This window comes from Microbacterium dextranolyticum (assembly GCF_016907295.1).
Lineage (GTDB): Bacteria > Actinomycetota > Actinomycetes > Actinomycetales > Microbacteriaceae > Microbacterium > Microbacterium dextranolyticum.
The window spans coordinates 1,007,887-1,025,436 of sequence record NZ_JAFBBR010000001.1; the positions used below are offsets into that span (position 1 = coordinate 1,007,887).

The 17,550-nt window shown below is 69.6% G+C and carries 19 protein-coding genes; 14 read left to right on the forward strand and 5 right to left on the reverse strand.

All coding sequences use genetic code 11. The annotated features are described in order from the left end of the window. Positions 1–27: 27 nt before the first annotated feature. Positions 28–1,587 carry a GTPase HflX gene (gene hflX / locus JOE64_RS04490; protein WP_204963149.1) on the forward strand — a complete coding sequence of 520 codons (1,560 nt, stop codon included), beginning with the start codon at positions 28–30 and terminating at the stop codon, positions 1,585–1,587. Positions 1,588–1,619: 32 nt separating this feature from the next. Here the strand turns inward: hflX and JOE64_RS04495 are convergent, their stop codons facing one another. Continuing rightward, positions 1,620–2,561, reverse strand: coding sequence for a LysR family transcriptional regulator (locus tag JOE64_RS04495; protein ID WP_204963150.1), 942 nt, complete (start codon positions 2,559–2,561; stop codon positions 1,620–1,622). Positions 2,562–2,687: 126 nt separating this feature from the next. On the opposite strand from JOE64_RS04495, the gene JOE64_RS04500 reads away from it, so the two are divergent. Both JOE64_RS04500 and JOE64_RS04505 read left to right on the forward strand, forming a co-directional pair. Then, the gene (locus JOE64_RS04500) at positions 2,688–3,689 is read left to right on the forward strand and encodes a DUF1852 domain-containing protein (protein ID WP_204963151.1); all 1,002 of its coding nucleotides are present in this window, start codon (positions 2,688–2,690) and stop codon (positions 3,687–3,689) included. 20 nt (positions 3,690–3,709) lie between these two features. Then, positions 3,710–4,735 (forward strand): methionine synthase, encoded by a 1,026-nt coding sequence (locus tag JOE64_RS04505; protein WP_204964961.1) that lies wholly within the window; start codon positions 3,710–3,712, stop codon positions 4,733–4,735. A 60-nt stretch (positions 4,736–4,795) separates the two neighbouring features. Here the strand turns inward: JOE64_RS04505 and JOE64_RS04510 are convergent, their stop codons facing one another. The 3 genes from JOE64_RS04510 to lexA form a co-directional block, all read right to left on the reverse strand. Continuing rightward, the gene (locus tag JOE64_RS04510; RefSeq protein ID WP_204963152.1) at positions 4,796–6,706 is read right to left on the reverse strand and encodes a S9 family peptidase; all 1,911 of its coding nucleotides are present in this window, start codon (positions 6,704–6,706) and stop codon (positions 4,796–4,798) included. Positions 6,707–6,808: 102 nt separating this feature from the next. After that, positions 6,809–8,116 carry a hypothetical protein gene (locus JOE64_RS04515; protein ID WP_204963153.1) on the reverse strand — a complete coding sequence of 436 codons (1,308 nt, stop codon included), beginning with the start codon at positions 8,114–8,116 and terminating at the stop codon, positions 6,809–6,811. Between the two features lie 33 nt (positions 8,117–8,149). Continuing rightward, entirely contained in the window at positions 8,150–8,812 is a 663-nt protein-coding gene (gene lexA / locus JOE64_RS04520) for a transcriptional repressor LexA (protein WP_204963154.1), read from the reverse strand. 275 nt (positions 8,813–9,087) lie between these two features. Here lexA and JOE64_RS04525 point away from each other — a divergent pair, with 275 nt between their 5' ends. The 6 genes from JOE64_RS04525 (at position 9,088) to JOE64_RS04550 (ending at position 13,574) form a co-directional block, all read left to right on the forward strand. Then, positions 9,088–9,462 carry a LysM peptidoglycan-binding domain-containing protein gene (locus JOE64_RS04525; RefSeq protein ID WP_204963155.1) on the forward strand — a complete coding sequence of 125 codons (375 nt, stop codon included), beginning with the start codon at positions 9,088–9,090 and terminating at the stop codon, positions 9,460–9,462. Positions 9,463–9,527: 65 nt separating this feature from the next. Beyond that, a complete protein-coding gene (locus JOE64_RS04530) occupies positions 9,528–10,622 on the forward strand; it encodes a histidinol-phosphate transaminase (protein WP_204963156.1) in 1,095 nt (364 codons plus the stop codon). 86 nt (positions 10,623–10,708) lie between these two features. After that, on the forward strand, positions 10,709–11,320 hold the full coding sequence (hisB, locus tag JOE64_RS04535) for an imidazoleglycerol-phosphate dehydratase HisB (protein WP_204963157.1): 612 nt from the start codon (positions 10,709–10,711) through the stop codon (positions 11,318–11,320). Then, complete coding sequence (hisH, locus tag JOE64_RS04540; protein ID WP_204963158.1) at positions 11,317–11,961, forward strand: imidazole glycerol phosphate synthase subunit HisH; 645 nt, start codon at positions 11,317–11,319, stop codon at positions 11,959–11,961. The genes hisB and hisH overlap by 4 nt, the downstream gene beginning before the upstream one ends. A gap of 73 nt (positions 11,962–12,034) precedes the next feature. Continuing rightward, positions 12,035–12,781, forward strand: a complete 747-nt coding sequence (priA, locus tag JOE64_RS04545; protein WP_204963159.1) for a bifunctional 1-(5-phosphoribosyl)-5-((5-phosphoribosylamino)methylideneamino)imidazole-4-carboxamide isomerase/phosphoribosylanthranilate isomerase PriA — start codon at positions 12,035–12,037, stop codon at positions 12,779–12,781. After that, positions 12,765–13,574, forward strand: coding sequence for an SseB family protein (locus JOE64_RS04550; RefSeq protein WP_204963160.1), 810 nt, complete (start codon positions 12,765–12,767; stop codon positions 13,572–13,574). The genes priA and JOE64_RS04550 overlap by 17 nt, the downstream gene beginning before the upstream one ends. 167 nt (positions 13,575–13,741) lie before the next feature. Here JOE64_RS04550 and JOE64_RS04555 read toward each other — a convergent pair whose 3' ends face one another. Further along, on the reverse strand, positions 13,742–14,149 hold the full coding sequence (locus tag JOE64_RS04555) for a DUF1844 domain-containing protein (protein ID WP_204963161.1): 408 nt from the start codon (positions 14,147–14,149) through the stop codon (positions 13,742–13,744). 302 nt (positions 14,150–14,451) lie between these two features. On the opposite strand from JOE64_RS04555, the gene infC reads away from it, so the two are divergent. From infC to JOE64_RS04580, 5 genes are all read left to right on the forward strand, one after another. Next, complete coding sequence (gene infC, locus JOE64_RS04560) at positions 14,452–15,084, forward strand: translation initiation factor IF-3 (protein ID WP_204964962.1); 633 nt, start codon at positions 14,452–14,454, stop codon at positions 15,082–15,084. A 63-nt stretch (positions 15,085–15,147) separates the two neighbouring features. Next, on the forward strand, positions 15,148–15,342 hold the full coding sequence (gene rpmI, locus JOE64_RS04565) for a 50S ribosomal protein L35 (protein ID WP_204963162.1): 195 nt from the start codon (positions 15,148–15,150) through the stop codon (positions 15,340–15,342). Between the two features lie 30 nt (positions 15,343–15,372). After that, positions 15,373–15,753, forward strand: coding sequence for a 50S ribosomal protein L20 (gene rplT / locus JOE64_RS04570; RefSeq protein ID WP_204963163.1), 381 nt, complete (start codon positions 15,373–15,375; stop codon positions 15,751–15,753). A 73-nt stretch (positions 15,754–15,826) separates the two neighbouring features. Continuing rightward, a complete protein-coding gene (locus JOE64_RS04575; protein WP_204963164.1) occupies positions 15,827–16,627 on the forward strand; it encodes a TrmH family RNA methyltransferase in 801 nt (266 codons plus the stop codon). An 86-nt stretch (positions 16,628–16,713) separates the two neighbouring features. Continuing rightward, complete coding sequence (locus tag JOE64_RS04580) at positions 16,714–17,505, forward strand: amino acid ABC transporter ATP-binding protein (protein WP_239531702.1); 792 nt, start codon at positions 16,714–16,716, stop codon at positions 17,503–17,505. The last annotated feature ends 45 nt before the right edge of the window (positions 17,506–17,550 follow it).

Consider the following 17,550-nt stretch of genomic DNA (forward strand, 5'->3'; position numbering starts at 1 on the left):
TACAAGGCTCAGCACGAGAAGGAACGAATGACAGACACCACCGGCCTCACCGGCAGCAACGGCCCCGTGGACACCGACGTCCCCGAGCACACGGCGCTCGGCGCCGACCCGATCGATCCGGTCGACCGGGTTCTCGCCCGCGCCGAATCCCGGTCGGGGGTGCGGGTGTTCGGCGCCGCACAGGCGCTGCAGGATGCCGACACCGTCTCGTACGGCGACACCGACGGAGATCAGTGGGATCGAGAGGAGCGCGCGGCGTTGCGCCGTGTGCCGGGGCTTTCCACCGAACTCGAGGACGTCACCGAGGTCGAGTACCGGCAGCTGCGCCTCGAGAACGTCGTCCTCGTCGGCGTCTATCCGCAGGGCTCGCACGAGGATGCCGAGAATTCGCTGCGCGAACTCGCCGCGCTCGCCGAGACGGCCGGAGCGGTCGTTCTCGACGGTGTCCTCCAGCGCCGCCCGCATCCCGATCCCGCCACCTACATCGGCCGGGGCAAGGCCGCCGAGCTGCGGGACCTCGTCGCCGCGGTCGGAGCCGACACCGTGATCGCCGACACCGAGCTCGCGCCGAGCCAGCGGCGTGCGCTGGAGGACGTCGTGAAGGTCAAGGTCATCGACCGGACGACCGTCATCCTCGACATCTTCAGCCAGCACGCCAAGAGCCGCGAGGGCAAGGCGCAGGTCGAGCTCGCCCAACTCGAGTACCTGTTGCCGCGTCTGCGTGGCTGGGGTGACTCGATGAGCCGTCAGGCCGGTGGGCAGGTCGGCGCGGGAGGAGCGGGCATGGGCTCGCGCGGACCGGGTGAGACGAAGATCGAGCTCGACCGTCGTCGCATCCGCACGAAGATGGCGCAGCTGCGTCGTCAGCTGCGCGACTTCGCTCCCGCGCGCGAGGCCAAGCGCGCCGAGCGTCGCCGCCACACGATCCCCGCCGTCGCGATCGCCGGGTACACGAATGCCGGCAAGTCGAGCCTGCTGAATCGCCTGACCCGCGCCGGTGTGCTCGTCGAGAACGCCCTGTTCGCCACGCTCGACACCTCGGTGCGGCGCTCCGAGACATCCGACGGCCGCATCTACACGCTCACCGACACGGTCGGCTTCGTGCGGAACCTCCCGCACCAGCTGGTCGAGGCGTTCCGCTCGACCCTCGAAGAGGTCGGCGATGCGGATGTCATCGTGCACGTCGTCGACGGGTCGCACCCCGACCCGGCGGCGCAGCTCGCGACGGTCCGCGACGTCATCGGGGACGTCGGGGCGCGGGACCTCCCCGAGATCGTCGTGTTCAACAAGGCCGACCTCCTCGACGACGACACGCGCCTCGTGCTCCGGGGGCTCGCGCCGAACGCGCAGTTCGTCTCGTCGCGCACCGGAGAGGGCATCGACGAGCTCCGCGAGACGATCGAGCGGACCCTTCCGCTGCCCGCGGTCGAGATCCGCGCCGTCGTGCCGTACGACCGTGGCGACCTCGTCTCCGCGGTGCACGAGCACGGGATCATCCTCAGCCAGGAGCACGGAGCCGACGGAACGGTGCTCCACGCCCACGTCCCCGCCATCCTCGGCGGACGCCTCGCGCCGTACGCCGTCTGACGGGGCGGGCGGCGGTCGGCCCTCGCCGTGGCTCAGCCCAGCAGGGCGACGCCGAATCCGGCGACGACGGTGCGTACCTCGGCGAGGTACCGCTGGGCCTGATCGGTGAGGGGGATCGACGCGTGGTCGATCCATCCGATCTCGATGCGCTCGTCGACCTCGAGCGGGATCGCGACGATCTCGGGGTCGAGCTGGTCGCTGATGATGCCGGTCGAGATCGTGTAGCCGTTCAGACCGATCATGAGGTTGAAGATCGTCGCTCGGTCCGAGACGCGGATCTCCTGATCGCTCGACGAGGTGGAGAGGATCTCCTCGGCGAAGTAGAACGCGTTGTTGGCACCCTGATCGAAGGTGAGTCGGGGCAGTCCCTCGAGGTCGGCGAGGGTCGCACGCTCGCGGGCGGCCAGGGGGTTTTTCCGTGAGACGAAGATGTGCGGTTCGGCGACGAAGAGCGGATGGAAGGACAGGGCGTTGTCGCGGAGCAGTCGGTCGATGACCTTGCGGTTGAAGTCGTTGCGGTAGAGGATGCCGAGTTCGCTGCGGAGCGTGCGGACATCGTCGATGATGTCCCACGTGCGCGTCTCCCGCAGGGCGAACTCGTACTGCGCGGCGCCGCTGGCGCGGACCATCCGCACGAACGCATCGACCGCGAACGAGTAGTGCTGCGTGGAGATCCCGAGCAGGCGCCGCGACGGCGGTCGGCCCAGATACCGCTGCTCGAGCAGCTCGACCTGCTCGAGCACCTGCCGTGCATACCCGAGGAACTCCGCCCCGTCGGCGGTCAGACCGACGCCCCGCGCGGAGCGGGTGAGCAGAGTCCGGCCCACGCGCGACTCGAGCTCTTTCATCGCGGCCGACATGGTGGGCTGCGCGACGTACCGCAGATCGGCCGCGGCCGATATCGACCCCTCGGCGGCGACGTCGATGAAGTATCGCAGGTGCTGGAGCGTGAGTCCGCCGGATCCCTGAGCCATAGGCAGACACTATATGACGCCATAGTCCCGGCTGGTTACCCGATATCTCGATGGGGCCTGCACGATGGAAGAGGACTTTTTTGACCGAGGCCGCGCACGGCCTCCTGTTCACAGGACTGACCTCTCATGACGGACGACTTCTCGTTCAGCATCGCCACCACCCGCTTCGACGAGGACTACACGCCTGCCGAGAGCTCGCGGATCACGACGAACTTCGCCAACCTCGCCCGGGGCGAGCATCGCCAGCAGAACCTCCGGAACGCCCTGACGATGATCGACCGCAGGTTCAACGATCTCGCGCAATGGGACAACCCCGCGGGCGATCGCTACACGCTCGAGCTCGACATCGTCTCGGTGCAGTTGCAGTTCGCCGCGGACGGCGCTGATCAGCGGTTCCCCCTGCTCGAAGTTCTCGACGTCCACATCCTGGACCGAGAGACCGGAGCACGGACCCACGGGATCGTCGGGAACAACTTCTCGTCCTACGTGCGCGACTACGACTTCAGCGTGCTGCTGCCCGAGGCGGCGGCCCGCGCGAAGGAGAGCGGCGGGCCCGCCGTTCCAGAGGACTTCGGTGAGCTGCACGGGCGGCTCTTCCGAGGCTTCCTCGATTCGGACGCCTACCGCGAGCGGTTCGGGCAGCCGCCCGTGATCTGCATCAGCGTCTCGACGAGCAAGACGTATCGGCGCACCGACAACCACCACCCGATCCTCGGTGTCGAGTATCGCCAGGAGGCCTCGTCGTTGACCGACGAGTACTTCGGCAGGATGGGCCTGCAGGTGCGCTACTTCATGCCGCGCGGAAGTGTCGCCCCGCTCGCGTTCTACTTCTCGGGCGATCTGCTCACCGACTACACCGATCTGCAGCTCGCGGGCACGATCAGCGCGATGGAGAGCTTCCAGAAGATCTACCGACCCGAGATCTACAACGCCAACTCCGCAGCTCCGGCCGTGTACCGGCCGAGCCTGGAGGCGCAGGATTTCTCGCGCACGCAGATCGACTACGACCGCGTCGAGCGCAGCCAGCTCGCCCTGACACAGGGCCGGTACACCCAGGAGCACTTCATCGAGCCGCACCGCGACGTGCTCGAGCAGTGGGCCTTCGGCGTCGCGGCATCCGTCGCATGAGCGCCGAAGGATCGTCCCCGGTGCACGCCCTGCTGCCGACCACGACCGTCGGCAGCCTGCCGAAGCCGTCGTGGCTCGCGCAGCCCGAAGTGCTCTGGTCGCCGTGGAGCCTGCAGGGCGACACCCTGATCGAGGGAAAGCAGGACGCCCTTCGTATCGCCGTGCACGAGCAGACCCGCCGCGGCATCGACATCCTCAGCGACGGCGAGCAGACCCGCCAGCACTTCGTCACGACGTTCATCGAGAACCTGAGCGGCGTCGACTTCGACAAGCGCGAGACCGTCCGCATCCGCAACCGTTACGACGCGAGCGTGCCGACGGTCGTCGGCGAGGTGCGCCGGGAGCGTCCGGTGTTCGTCGACGACGCGACCTTCCTGCGTGCGAGCACGGATCGTCCGATCAAATGGGCCCTTCCCGGCCCGATGACGATGGTCGACACGCTCTACGATTCGCACTACAAGAGCCGCGAGAAGCTCGCGTGGGAGTTCGCGGGCATCCTCAACGAAGAGGCGAAGGCCCTCGAGGCCGCGGGCGTCGACATCATCCAGTTCGACGAGCCCTCGTTCAACGTCTTCTTCGACGAGGTCAAGGACTGGGGTGTCGCGGCCCTCGAGCGGGCTGCGGAGGGCCTGCGTGCCCAGACCGCCGTGCACATCTGCTACGGCTACGGAATCACCGCGAACACCGACTGGAAGGCGACACTCGGGTCGCAGTGGCGACAGTACGAGGAGTCGTTCCCGCTCCTGCAGCGCTCGTCCGTCGACATCGTGTCGTTGGAGTGCCAGAACTCGCACGTCCCGATGGACCTCATCGAGCTCATCCGCGGCAAGAAGGTCATGCTCGGGGCCATCGATGTGGCCAACGAGACGGTCGAGACGCCGGAGGAGGTCGCCGACACCTTGCGCCGCGCGCTCGCCTTCGTCGACGCCGACAAGCTCATCCCGAGCACCAACTGCGGCATGGCGCCGTTCCCTCGCGGCGTCGCTCTGCAGAAGCTGAGCGCGTTGAGCGCGGGGGCGGCGATCCTCCGCGACGAGCTCGGCTGATCGCCACACACACGGCGCGCCCTCGTCCCGACGAGCAGATCGGGGAGGGCGCGCCGTCGTTCAGTCCAGGGGCAGCGGCGGGATGCCCGGAGTGTCGAAACCGAACACGGCGCCGAGGAAGGCGACCTCTTTCTCGAGTGCGTCGACGATCGACTCGGCGCGGCGGAATCCGTGCCCTTCGCCGTCGTACAGCACGTAGGCGTGGGGCACGTGCCGCGTGGCGAGGGCATCGCGGATCGCTTCGGCCTGCGCGGGCGGCACGACGGCGTCGTCACTGCCCTGCAGGATGAGCATCGGGGCGCGCAGGCGGTCCGGATGGCTGAGCGGCGAGCGTTCGACGTAGAGCGCCTCGGCATCGGGCAGGGGCCCGATGAGCCCGTCGAGGTAGTGGGCCTCGAAATCGTGCGTGTCCTCCGCCAGCGCGCGTGCGTCACCGACGCCGTAGCGTGAGATGCCCGCGCGGAAGACGTCGGTGCGCACGAGCGCACCGAGCACCGTCCAGCCCCCGGCCGAGCCGCCTTCGATCGCCAGACGGTCCTCATCGGCTCGTCCGGCGGAGGCGAGACCCGATGCGGCAGCGGCGACGTCGTCGACGTCCACGATGCCCCACTGCCCGTCGAGGCGCTCGCGGTAGGCGCGCCCGTATCCGGTGGATCCGCCGTAGTTCACATCGAGGACTCCGATTCCGCGGCTCGTGAAGAACGCCGTCTTCGCATCGGCGATGCCGCCGACGTGCGCCGTGGGCCCGCCGTGGACGAAGACGACGTAGGGCGGCAGCTCGCCCTCGGGCGCGCGGACGTCGGGATGGGTCGGAGCGAAGTCATAGGCGTGCACCTCGCCGTGCGGTCCCGCGAAGGTCACCGGCCTTCCCACGGGCATCCAGTCGGCCTCCGGGGAGTCCGCACCGGCGACCCGGGCGACCTCGCCGTCGGCGGTCACGAGCCAGATGCCGGTGCCCTGCCGTCCCGCGCCGGAGACGAGGACGGCGCCGGGGCGGGCGTCGTCGATCGCGAGGCGCGACGACGCCGGCAGAGCGACCTGCGTGACCGTGCCGTCGGAGTCGACGATCACGAGAGCGTCGGTGCCGTTCGTGCGAATCGCGGCGAGGCGTCCTTCTCCGAGCAGGCCGTACCAGCGCTGCCCGAGCACCCACAGCCCGCCACCGGTGTCGGCGTCCGCCGGCGCGAGCGGGTGCAGCGTCGCCGATGGCCCGTCGTCGGCGCCGACCTCGACCGACCAGAGGTTCCATCGGCCTGTCGGCTCATCGATGACGACGAGCTCATCGTCCGTGCGCCACGTCGGCTGCAGGGCCGATGTCTCGCCGGAGGTGACGGCACGCGCGTCCGCGACGCGTCCGTTCTCGATCACGCCGACCCGGACCTCGGTGCGCTCCCACGGCATGTGCGGATGGTCCCACGCGACCCACGCGAGCCGCGTGCCGTCCGGGGAGAGGTCCGGCTGGGCGACGAAGTCGCTCCCCGAGACCAGTTCGGTCACCCGTGGCTCGGGGCCCTCGATCGCGATGCGCACGATCGCGCGATGGGGGATGCCGTCGGTGCCCCGCTCGAGGACGGCGAGCAGGGCACCGTGCCGCCGGCGCAGGCCGCCGTAGCGCGCCGCCGGATCCTCGGGCGTGAGTGCGCGGGGGACTCCGTCGGGGCCGAGGGCCCACACCCGCTGATCGGTCTTCTCGACGAACAGCAGGATGCCCGTCTCGGTCGCCGTCCACGCGCCGCCGCCGTACTCGTGCACCCGCGACCGTGCGCTCCACGGCGACGGCAGCACGGTGTCGACGGTGCCCGCGGCGGTGCGGCGGCGAACCGTCGTGCGGCCGCCCTCGGCGGGCAACGACTCGCCCCACCAGATCTCGTCGCCCACGAATGCCGCGCCCTCGAATCGGGGGGCGGCGGACGAGGCCCACTGCGCCGACAGCGGGGACGGCCAAGAACCGAAGGGATGCACCGAGACCATCACTCCACGCTATCCGTCGACGGCGCGTGTTCATCGCCTTTCGTGTCTGTCGCCATCCGATGCCCCGATCTCTCGGGTGCCCGGATGCCCCCTGCCTGGCCCTCAGCCCCGCTCGGTCGCGGAGTCGTCGCCGCGCTCGTCGGGGCGACGCTGCAAAAGTGCACTGAGCCACCAGGTGATCAGGAGCACGGCGAAGACCCCCGCCGCGTCGCCGAGGGTGAGCGGGCGCAGCAGAGCGAGCCAGACGATGGCGAGCACGAGAAGCATCACGCCGATCGCCGTCGGATGCCGGAAAAGCCAGGCGCCGAACGCTCCGGTGTCCAGACCCCGCAGCGCGAGTGCGCGCCGAGCCTCCGCGTTCAGCGCACCGAGGCTCATCCGCAATCGTGACGGTGTGCGCCCGCCGCTGCGCGACCACGCCAGCGCGGCCACGACGGCGCCGACGAACGCCGTGACGACGGCGGTGCGCGAGAGCGCCTCGGAGAGCAGCCCGTAGACGGCGCCGAGGCCGGCGGGGGAGAGGCCGGATCCGGACGCGGCGGTCGAGACGGCGGCCGAGCCGATCGCGATGCCGGCGACGAGCACGATTCCGCCCACCAGAAGCGCGACGCCGGCTCCGAGCAGCGCGGTCGTGCGCCGTCGTGCGAGCAGCACGCCGAGGACGAAGAGGCCGATCGTCGGGAACGGCAGCCACCACCCCGCGGCGACGACGAGGCCGTACCCCGAGCGCAGCAGCTGCAGGGACTGGCCGTCGCCGAGGACGATGACGTGATCGACCTGGGGGATGAGTCGCGCCACGCGGGCATCCCGGGCCTGCAGGCCCTGCCGCACCTGCGAGACGATCTCGCCCATCTGGATGCCGACACCGTCTTCGGTGCGGACGACGAGGCCGCCGCCATCGGAGGTCGCCGCCGTGACCAGCGCGCGATGGGTCGTGCGAAGCGTCGTCGCCCAGATCTCCGAGAACCGATCCGAGTCCACGACATCGGTGATCCCGCGCCGGACGATCCCCTCGAGCCCCGCGGCGGCGGGCTCTTTCAGAAGGTCGAGCGCCGACACGGCGCTCGCCGGCAGCCCGAGCGACGCCACCGCGTCGATGACGTCCGATGTGAGCGCGCCGAAGTCGGTCTGGGTGGTGATCGCGCGCATGGTCTCGTCGACGATCATCTGCCGAACGTCCGCGTCGGACGACAGGGGCGCGAGGGTCGCCACGAAGGCATCCTCATCGACCAGCTGCGCTCGCGCCCAGGCGCCGACGATCGACACCGGGACCAGGATCGCCGCGACGATCAGGCAGATCGCCGAAAGCCACGCGCGCCATGCGCCCACTCGCCGACGTACGGAAGGCGCGTCGCGTGGATCGGGCGCCGCGCGGTGTGCGTGCGGGCGACGCGGAGTGCGGGCAGTCACACCGACATTGTGTCGGACGGGCGCGGACAGCGCTCAGACGGCGCGCAGCACCGCCACCACCTTGCCCAGAACGACCGCCTCGTCGCCGAGGATCGGCTCGAACGCGCTGTTGCGCGGCAGCAGCCAGGTGTGGCCGTCGCGCTGACGGAACGTCTTCACCGTCGCCTCCCCGTCGAGCATCGCGGCGACGATCTCACCGTTGTCGGCGGTCGCCTGCGAGCGCACGACCACCCAGTCGCCGTCGCAGATGGCGGCGTCGATCATCGATTCCCCGCTCACCTTGAGCATGAACAGGTCTCCCTTGCCCACGAGCTGGCGGGGGAGCGGGAAGATCTCCTCGACCTGCTGGTCGGCGGTGATGGGAACGCCCGCCGCGATACGGCCGACCAGCGGCACGAGTGCCGCATCGCCGAGGGCCGGCGACAGGTCGGCCGGGTTCTCGGTCGCCGCGCCGGGCAGATCGATCAGGACCTCCATGGCGCGCGTCTTGCCGGCGTCGCGTCGCAGGTAGCCGCTCAGCTCGAGCTGGTTCAGCTGGTGCGTGACGCTGGAGAGCGACTTCAGCCCCACCGCGTCGCCGATCTCGCGCATGCTCGGCGGGTAGCCGTGCCGTGAGATCGACTGCTGGATCACGTCGAGGATCGCCAGCTGCTTCTCGCTCAGGCTCTTGCGCCGGCGTGTCTGCGGCTTCTCCATGGCGTTCTCCTCACGGATCGTCCGCCTCCGATGGATCTCTTCTTCGAATGTCGGAGGTCGGTGATGTGCTGTCGTCATCGAAACCGTATCCGGTCGGAACGGCGTCGGATGCCAGGCGTCCGCGTGTCGCTTTCGATTCGCCTCCGAGTTCGAGATCGCTTGACAGTCCGATACATCGAAGATATCTTCGGAACAGAACTTCTGACCTGATCCTCGCGTCGCGAGGTTCGGGCACGAAGATCCCGACATCCGAGGCACCGCCCTGAGGAGGGACCATGACCACCATCGACATGTCCGCACACCCCGCTCTGGCCACCCGCGTGCCCGCCACGCGGCTGCGTCTCACGACGCGCGGTCGTCGTGTCGTGGCGATGCTCGTCTCGGTCCCCGCCGCGATCGCTCTGAGCGTCGTGATCCTCTCCAGTGGCGGGGCGCTCGCGTCGAACGAGAACGGCGCACCTGCCGGTACGTTCTCCCACGTGACGGTCATGCCCGGCGACACGCTGTGGTCGATCGCGCAGGACGTCGCGCCGGGCGTCGACCCGCGCGACGTCGTGGACGAGATCGTGCGTCTGAACGCGTTGCCGTCCGGAGCCATCGAGGCCGGCGAGAGCATCGCCATCCCGCAGCAGTACGCTCCGGCGCGCTGACGCGGCGGTACGCCGGCGTGTCACCCGAAGCATCCGGCCCGCCGACACCGCTCTACGATGGGGCTGTGAGTGCGAGTCTGGATGACCTCCCCCTGAGACCCGATCTGCGCGGCCTGAAGCCCTACGGCGCACCCCAGGCCCCGCTGCCGGTGGCCCTCAACGTCAACGAGAACACCCACCCCGTCCCCGAAGACGTCGCAGACGACATCGTGGATGCGATCGCACGGGCCGTGCGCGAGGTGAACCGCTATCCCGACCGTGAGTTCACCGTGTTGCGCGAGGGATTCGCGGACTACCTGGGGCACGGGCTCGCCGCTGACCAGATCTGGGCGGCCAACGGCTCGAACGAAGTCCTGCAGCACCTGCTGCAGGCCTTCGGAGGGCCGGGGCGGACCGCTTTCGGCTTCGCGCCGACCTATTCGATGTACCCTCTGCTGACCCGGGCGACGGGGGCGGAGTACATCGCCGGCACGCGCGGCGTCGACTACACGCTCGACGCCGACGACGCGCGCCGTCAGATCGAGCAGGCGGATCCCGATCTCGTCTTCCTCTGCGCGCCGAACAATCCCACCGGCACGCCCTTGGGCCTCGACGTGATCGAGGCCGTGTACGAGGCGACCGATGGCATCGTGATCGTCGACGAGGCCTACCAGGAATTCGCGCCCCACGACTCCCGGTCCGCCCTGACCCTGCTCCCCGGTCGCGAGCGGCTCGTCGTGTCACGCACCATGAGCAAGGCGTTCGCGTTCGCGGGCGCCCGCGTCGGCTACCTCGCCGCCGATCCCGCCGTGATCGACGCGCTGCATCTCGTGCGGCTCCCGTATCACCTCAGCGGTCTCACGCAGGCGGCGGCGATCGCCGCCCTGCGGCATGCGCCGGCGATGCTCGCGACGGTCGACGAGATCGTCGCCCAGCGCGACCGCATCTCCGTCACGCTCGACGCGCTCGGCTACGAGCCGTTCGAGAGCTGGACGAACTTCGTGCTGTTCGCCGGGGTGGATGACCCCGCAGCGACGTGGCAGGCGCTCTACGACCAAGGTGTGCTGATCCGCGACGTCGGGCTGCCGCGTAGTCTGCGCGTCACGGCGGGCACCGAGGCCGAGTCGACCGCGTTCCTCGACGCGCTCGCCTCACTCGGGCCGGGCGGTGCGCACACCTGACCGCGGCCGATTCGCGCGCGCGTCGGCGGTGGGAGCAGCCCCGCGCGACACCACGGGGCATCCGTTCGCCTCGCTAGACTCAGGGCATGACCGACACCGCCCCCCGCACGGCCTCGATCCGCCGTGCGACGAGTGAGTCGACGGTCGAGCTCGAGCTCGACCTCGATGGCACCGGCCAGAGCCGCATCGACACGTCAGTGCCCTTCTTCGACCACCTGCTGACCGCGTTCGCGAAGCACTCGCTGACCGATCTCACGGTGCGTGCGTCAGGCGACACGCCGATCGACGCCCACCACACCGTGGAGGACGTCGCGATCGTCCTGGGCCAGGCGATCCGTCAGGCCCTCGGCGACAAGTCCGGGATCTCGCGCTACGGCGATGCCCTGGTGCCCCTCGACGAGGCGCTCGCTCAGGCCGTCGTCGACATCAGCGGCCGGCCGTACCTCGTGCACTCCGGCGAGCCGGCAGGCTACGAGTTCCACCTCATCGGTGGTCATTTCACGGGGTCGCTCGTGCGCCACACCTTCGAGGCGATCGCCTTCAACGCGGGGCTGACGGTGCACGTGACCGTTCTCGGCGGACGTGATCCTCACCACATCGCCGAGGCGGAGTACAAGGCGTTCGCCCGCGCGTTCCGCCAAGCGAAGGCGCTCGATCCGCTCGTCACGGGGATCCCCAGCACGAAGGGTGCTCTGTGACGGCGCCGCTGGTCGCGGTGCTCGACTACGGTTCGGGCAACGTGCACTCGGCGGTGAAGGCCCTGATCGCCGCCGGCGCCGACGCGCGCCTCACCGACGACCGTGGTCTCATCCAGGATGCGGCCGGTCTGCTGGTCCCGGGCGTCGGTGCGTTCAGCGCCGTCATGGACGCGCTGCGGGCCAGTCGCGGCGACGAGATGATCGAGCGGCGTCTGTCCGGTGGGCTGCCCGTCCTCGGCATCTGCGTGGGCATGCAGGTCATGTTCGAGCTGGGCGTGGAGCGCGGCATCGACACCCCGGGGCTCGGCGAGTGGCCTGGCGCCGTGACCGAACTCGACGCGCCCGTCCTGCCGCACATGGGCTGGAACACCGTTCGCCCGGGCGAAGGGTCGGTGCTCTTCGACGGGATCGCCGATGAGCGTTTCTACTTCGTGCACTCCTACGGCGCCCAGCACTGGACGCTGGAGCCCATGAAGCCGTTCCGTGCGCCGGTGGTCACGTGGTGCGACTACGGGGCCCCCTTCCTCGCCGCGGTCGAGAACGGCCCGCTGTCGGCGACGCAGTTCCACCCCGAGAAGAGCGGCGCTGCGGGCATTCGTCTGCTGCGCAACTGGATCTCGTCGCTGCCGCAGTCCCGGTAGTCTCTTCACGGCTCTCACCGAGCCCCGACACGCCGCGCGCCGCTCGGCCGCGCCCCACCCCTTCTCTGGAGCCATGAACGATTTCGCGTCGACCCCTGAACTGATCCTGCTTCCCGCTGTCGATGTCGCCGGCGGGAAGGCCGTGCGCCTCACGCAGGGCGAAGCCGGCTCGGAGACGAACTACGGCGACCCCGTCGACGCGGCGCTCGCGTGGGCCGAGGACGGCGCCCAGTGGATCCACCTCGTCGACCTCGACGCGGCCTTCGGCCGTGGCAACAACACGGCGATCATGCGCAAGGTCATCAAGCAGATGCGCGGCGTGCAGGTGGAACTCTCCGGCGGCATCCGCGACGACGCGACGCTCGAGGCCGCACTCGATTCGGGGGCTGCCCGCATCAATCTCGGCACGGCGGCGCTGGAGAATCCGGAATGGGCCGCCGACGTCATCGGGCGCTACGGCGACGCGATCGCCGTCGGCCTCGACGTGCGCGGGACGACGCTGGCTGCCCGCGGCTGGACGCGTGACGGCGGCGACCTGTGGCAGGTGCTCGACCGCCTCGAAGACGCCGGCTGCAGCCGGTACGTCGTCACCGACGTCACGAAGGACGGCACGCTGAAGGGCCCGAACATCGAGCTGCTGCGCGAGGTCACGACCCGCACGACCCGCCCGGTGGTCGCCTCCGGCGGGATCTCGAACCTCGACGACATCGCGGCGCTGCGCGAGCTGGTGCCGCTCGGCGTCGAGGGTGCCATCGTCGGCAAGGCTCTCTATGCGGGCGCGTTCACGCTCGCCGAGGCGCTGGATGTCGCCGCGGGCTGACGATCCGGCCGAGACGCCCGGCTCCGGCGAGGCGCACGCCTGTGCGCCCGCCGACTCGGCGGGCGTCCCCTGGGGGGGGCGCAGCTTCGAGCCGAATCCCCACGCCGGTGATGACGGCACCGCCGACCCCGGACTGCTGGCTGCGCTCTCGGCGTTCCACGCGGGGAGCGGCGACGCCGCGGCGATCGTCGAGGCGTACCGGTCGGCGCGCCTGCTGATCCCGCTGGTCGCCGAGGCGGGGGACGTGGGCGTCGCTCCGTCCGGTCATCTCGTCGACAAGACGCAGGAGCTGTCGATCGTGACCCTCGCGGCGCCCGATGGCCGCCGCGTCCTTCCGGTGTTCACCTCGGTGTCGGCGATGGCCGCGTGGGATCCGAAAGCGCGTCCCGTGCCGGCGGACGGCGTCCGCACGGCTTTGTCGGCAGCGGCCGACGACACCGAACTCATCGTCGTGGACCCGGGCTCGGAGACCGAGTTCGTTCTGCGACGGCCTGCGGTGTGGGCGCTCGCGCAAGGGCAGCGCTGGGAGAGCGCGCACCTGTCGCCGGAGGTCTATGCGGGATTGCAGGAGAGCATCGCCGCCGAACTCGGGGTGATCGATCTCTCCGTCGCCGACGGCGACCCGACCGGACGGCTGCGTGGCCCCGAGCTCGTCGTCCGTCTGCACCTCGTGGACGGACTCGAACAGAGCGCCCTCGACGCGATCCTGCAGCGCCTCGCCGCGCGGTGGGCGGCCGATGACCGCATCGCGGTGCTGGTCGACTCGCTGACCGTCAAGCTGCTGCGCGCCTGACCCCCGCGCGCTCGCCGTGGCATCCGAGCCCCGCGAAACCTCGCTTATGTCACGCAACACGCCGCAAATGCGTACACAAGGGAGGTTTCGCGGGGCTTCGAGCGCGCCGTGGGCGGCACGGGGCGGGGCGGGCTCTCGTGCGGGGGAGCGGGGGAGCGCGGGGCGGGTCAGGTGACGGGACCGGTCCACTTCTCGCCGGGGCCCTGGCCGATCGCATCGGGAATGACGGATGCCTCGCGGAACGCGAGCTGCACCGAGCGCAGCCCGTCGCGCAGCGACCGCGCGTGCATGTCGCTGATCTCCGGTGCACCCGCCGTGATGAGCCCCGCGAGGGCGTTGATCAGCTTGCGCGCCTCGTCGAGGTCGGTCTGAGCTGCGGGGTCGTCGGCGAGGCCGACTTTGACGGCGGCGGCGCTCATCAGATGCACGGCCGCGGTCGTGATGACCTCGACGGCGGGCACGTCGGCGATGTCGCGCGTGGCGGATGCTGCGGCGCGTTCCTGCTCCTCCCAGCGGGCGAGGCGCTGCGCCTCCGCGTGGTCGTGGGGATCGGGGGAGGAGGCAGTGGTGTCCACGGTTCGCTTTCTGATAGACTTCACGGGCACCGGAGTGTTCTGCTCCGGATCGAAAGTGGATCACATCCCACCCGCGCTTGCCGCTCCAGGCTACCGGGTCCCGCACTCCGCCTCGCTCGCGCGAGGTCGCCACTCGCGTGGTGCAGGGTGCAGAACGTCCAGCCGACGTCCGCGTCGTGCGGGGTGGATGTGTGAACCTTCCGCCCGTGGCACTCCGTGAGTCCCGAAGCCCCGCTTCGAGCCGCACGGCCTCCGAGGAGGCAGCCCGGTGGCATCCGACCGCACGACACAAGGAGTTCCGCATCAGCGATCCCCGCACCAATGACCGCATCCGCGTCCCCGAGGTCCGCCTCGTCGGCCCCGCGGGTGAGCAGGTCGGCGTCGTCCGCATCGAGGTCGCACTGCGCCTCGCACAGGAAGCAGATCTCGACCTGGTCGAGGTCGCCCCGAACTCGAAGCCTCCCGTGGTGAAGATCATGGACTTCGGCAAGTTCAAGTACGAGACGGCGCAGAAGGCCAAGGAAGCGCGTCGCAACCAGGCCAACACCGTGCTCAAAGAGGTGCGTTTCCGCCTGAAGATCGAGGCTCACGACTACACGACCAAGCTCAAGCGCGCCGAGGGCTTCCTGCAGGCCGGCGACAAGGTCAAGGCCATGATCCTCTTCCGCGGTCGTGAGCAGTCGCGACCCGAGCAGGGCGTGCGCCTCCTCCGCAAGTTCGCGGAGGACGTCGCCGAGTTCGGCACGGTGGAGTCCAACCCCACGATCGACGGACGCAACATGGTCATGGTGGTCGCGCCCCACAAGAACAAGTCCGAGGTCAAGACCGAGCAGAACGCCCAGCGGGCTGCCAACAAGGAGGCGGCGCGCCAGGCGCGCACCGGCTCCGGCGAGACCCCCGCGGACGAGCCCGCCGCAGCCGCGACGGCCGAGTAACCCGGCCGGGCCCGCGGCCCCACAGACTCCCGCACGTCGGGAACCACAACGAAGGATAGAGACATGCCGAAGCAGAAGACCCACTCGGGTGCCAAGAAGCGCTTCAAGGTCACCGGAAGCGGAAAGATCAAGAAGCAGCAGGCGAACCTCCGCCACAACCTCGAGGGCAAGCCCACCAAGCGCACGCGCCGTCTGACGGCTGACAAGATCCTGGCTCCCGGCGACGCGAAGGTCGCCAAGAAGCTCCTCGGCATCTGAGCGCCGACGCAGATTAGGAAGTAAGAAGAAATGGCTAGAGTCAAGCGGGCTGTCAACGCCCACAAGAAGCGTCGCGTCATCCTCGAGCGCGCCTCCGGTTACCGCGGGCAGCGCTCGCGTCTGTACCGCAAGGCGAAGGAGCAGGTCACCCACTCGCTCGTCTACGCGTACCGCGACCGTCGCAAGCGCAAGGGCGACTTCCGCCGCCTGTGGATCCAGCGCATCAACGCCGCGAGCCGCCAGAACGGCATGACGTACAACCGCTTCATCCAGGGCCTCGGCCTCGCGGGTGTGCAGGTCGACCGTCGCATGCTCGCCGAGCTCGCGGTGAACGAGCCGAAGACCTTCGCCTCGCTCATCGAGACCGCCAAGAAGGCGCTGCCGGCCGACGTCAACGCCCCCAAGGCGTAATCGCACCGCACACGGTATTCCGGCAAAGGGTGTCCTCCATTCGGGGGACACCCTTTGTTCGTAGGATGGGAGCGTGCTCGAGAACCCCCGGTCTCCGCGTGTGCGCGCGGTCGCGAAACTGACCAAACGCAGCGCCCGTCAAGAGACCGGGCTGTTCCTCCTCGAAGGTCCGCAGGCGGCTCGTGAGGCGCTGGCCTTCCGGCCCGACACCGTGGTTGAGGTGTTCGCGACGCCGGCCGCGATGGAGCGTCATCAGGATGTGCGCGATGCCGCGCAGGCGGCGGGGCTCGACATCGTCTTCACGACCGAGTCGGTGCTGGACGCCATGGCCGACACCGTCACGCCGCAGGGCATCGTCGCCGTCGCGCGGCAGTCACCGACCTCACTGCGCGACGTATTCGACGGCGCGCCGCGACTCGTGGCGATCTGCGAGGAGGTGCGCGATCCCGGGAACCTCGGCACCATCATCCGCGCGGCCGACGCCGCCGGAGCCGACGCCGTGGTCTTGACCGGGCGGACCGTCGACCCCTACAACCCGAAGGTCGTCCGTGCGACCACCGGCTCGCTGTTCCACCTGCCGGTCGTCGTCGACGTCGAGCTCGATGTCGCGGTGGCCCGCGCCCACGACGCGGGGCTACGGGTCATCGCGGCCGACGTCGGGGGAGACGATTTCCTCGCCCAGCGACGGGTTCTGGCGGAGCCCACGGCGTGGCTGTTCGGCAACGAGGCCCGGGGCCTCGAACAGTCCGCTCGCGACCTCGCCGACCTGGCGCTGCGCCTGCCGATCTACGGCCGCGCCGAGTCGCTGAACCTCGCCACGGCGGCCAGCGTGTGCCTCTACGAGACGGCTTTCGCGCAGCGCGCCGCAGGCTGATACGCCCGTTACGGCCTCATTACGATGCGGTCAAGATCCTGTGGAGAACCTCGGCGATCGCTGTGCCGTCTGTCTAGGGTGGGCGAATGGCGAACCCCACAGGCCCCGCTCCGGCGACGTCGAACATCTCCGTCCGTCGCGGCGACCCGCTCGTCGTCGTCACCGCTGTCGAGAAGCACTACGGCGACTTCCATGCCCTGAAGAACATCGATCTCACCGTCAACCGCGGTGAGGTCGTCGTCGTCATCGGACCGTCGGGCTCGGGCAAGTCGACGCTGTGCCGCACGATCAACCGGCTCGAGACGATCACGAGCGGCTCGATCACGATCGACGGCAAGGAGCTGCCAAAAGAGGGCAAGGCCCTCGCCGCGCTGCGTGCCGACGTCGGCATGGTCTTCCAGTCGTTCAACCTCTTCTCGCATCTGACGATCCTCGAGAACGTCACGCTCGGCCCGATCAAGGTCAAGGGCGTGAAGAAGGCGGATGCCGAGGCGCAGGCGAAGGTGCTCCTCGATCGCGTCGGGGTGGGCCACCAGGCATCCAAGCTGCCGGCGCAGCTCTCCGGCGGTCAGCAGCAGCGCGTCGCGATTGCGCGGGCTCTGGCGATGAAGCCGAAGGTGATGCTGTTCGATGAGCCGACCAGTGCCCTCGACCCCGAGATGATCAACGAAGTGCTCGACGTGATGATCGGCCTCGCGGAGGACGGGATGACGATGATCGTCGTCACGCACGAGATGGGCTTCGCGCGCAAGGCCGCCGACCGGGTCGTCTTCATGGCCGACGGCCAGATCGTCGAGCAGGCGACGCCGGACGAATTCTTCACGGCGCCGCGCAGCGAGAGGGCGAAAGACTTCCTCTCCAAGCTGATCACGCATTGAGAAAGATGTCCGCGCCCTGCACCGGCGCGGTCGACGAGAGATGAA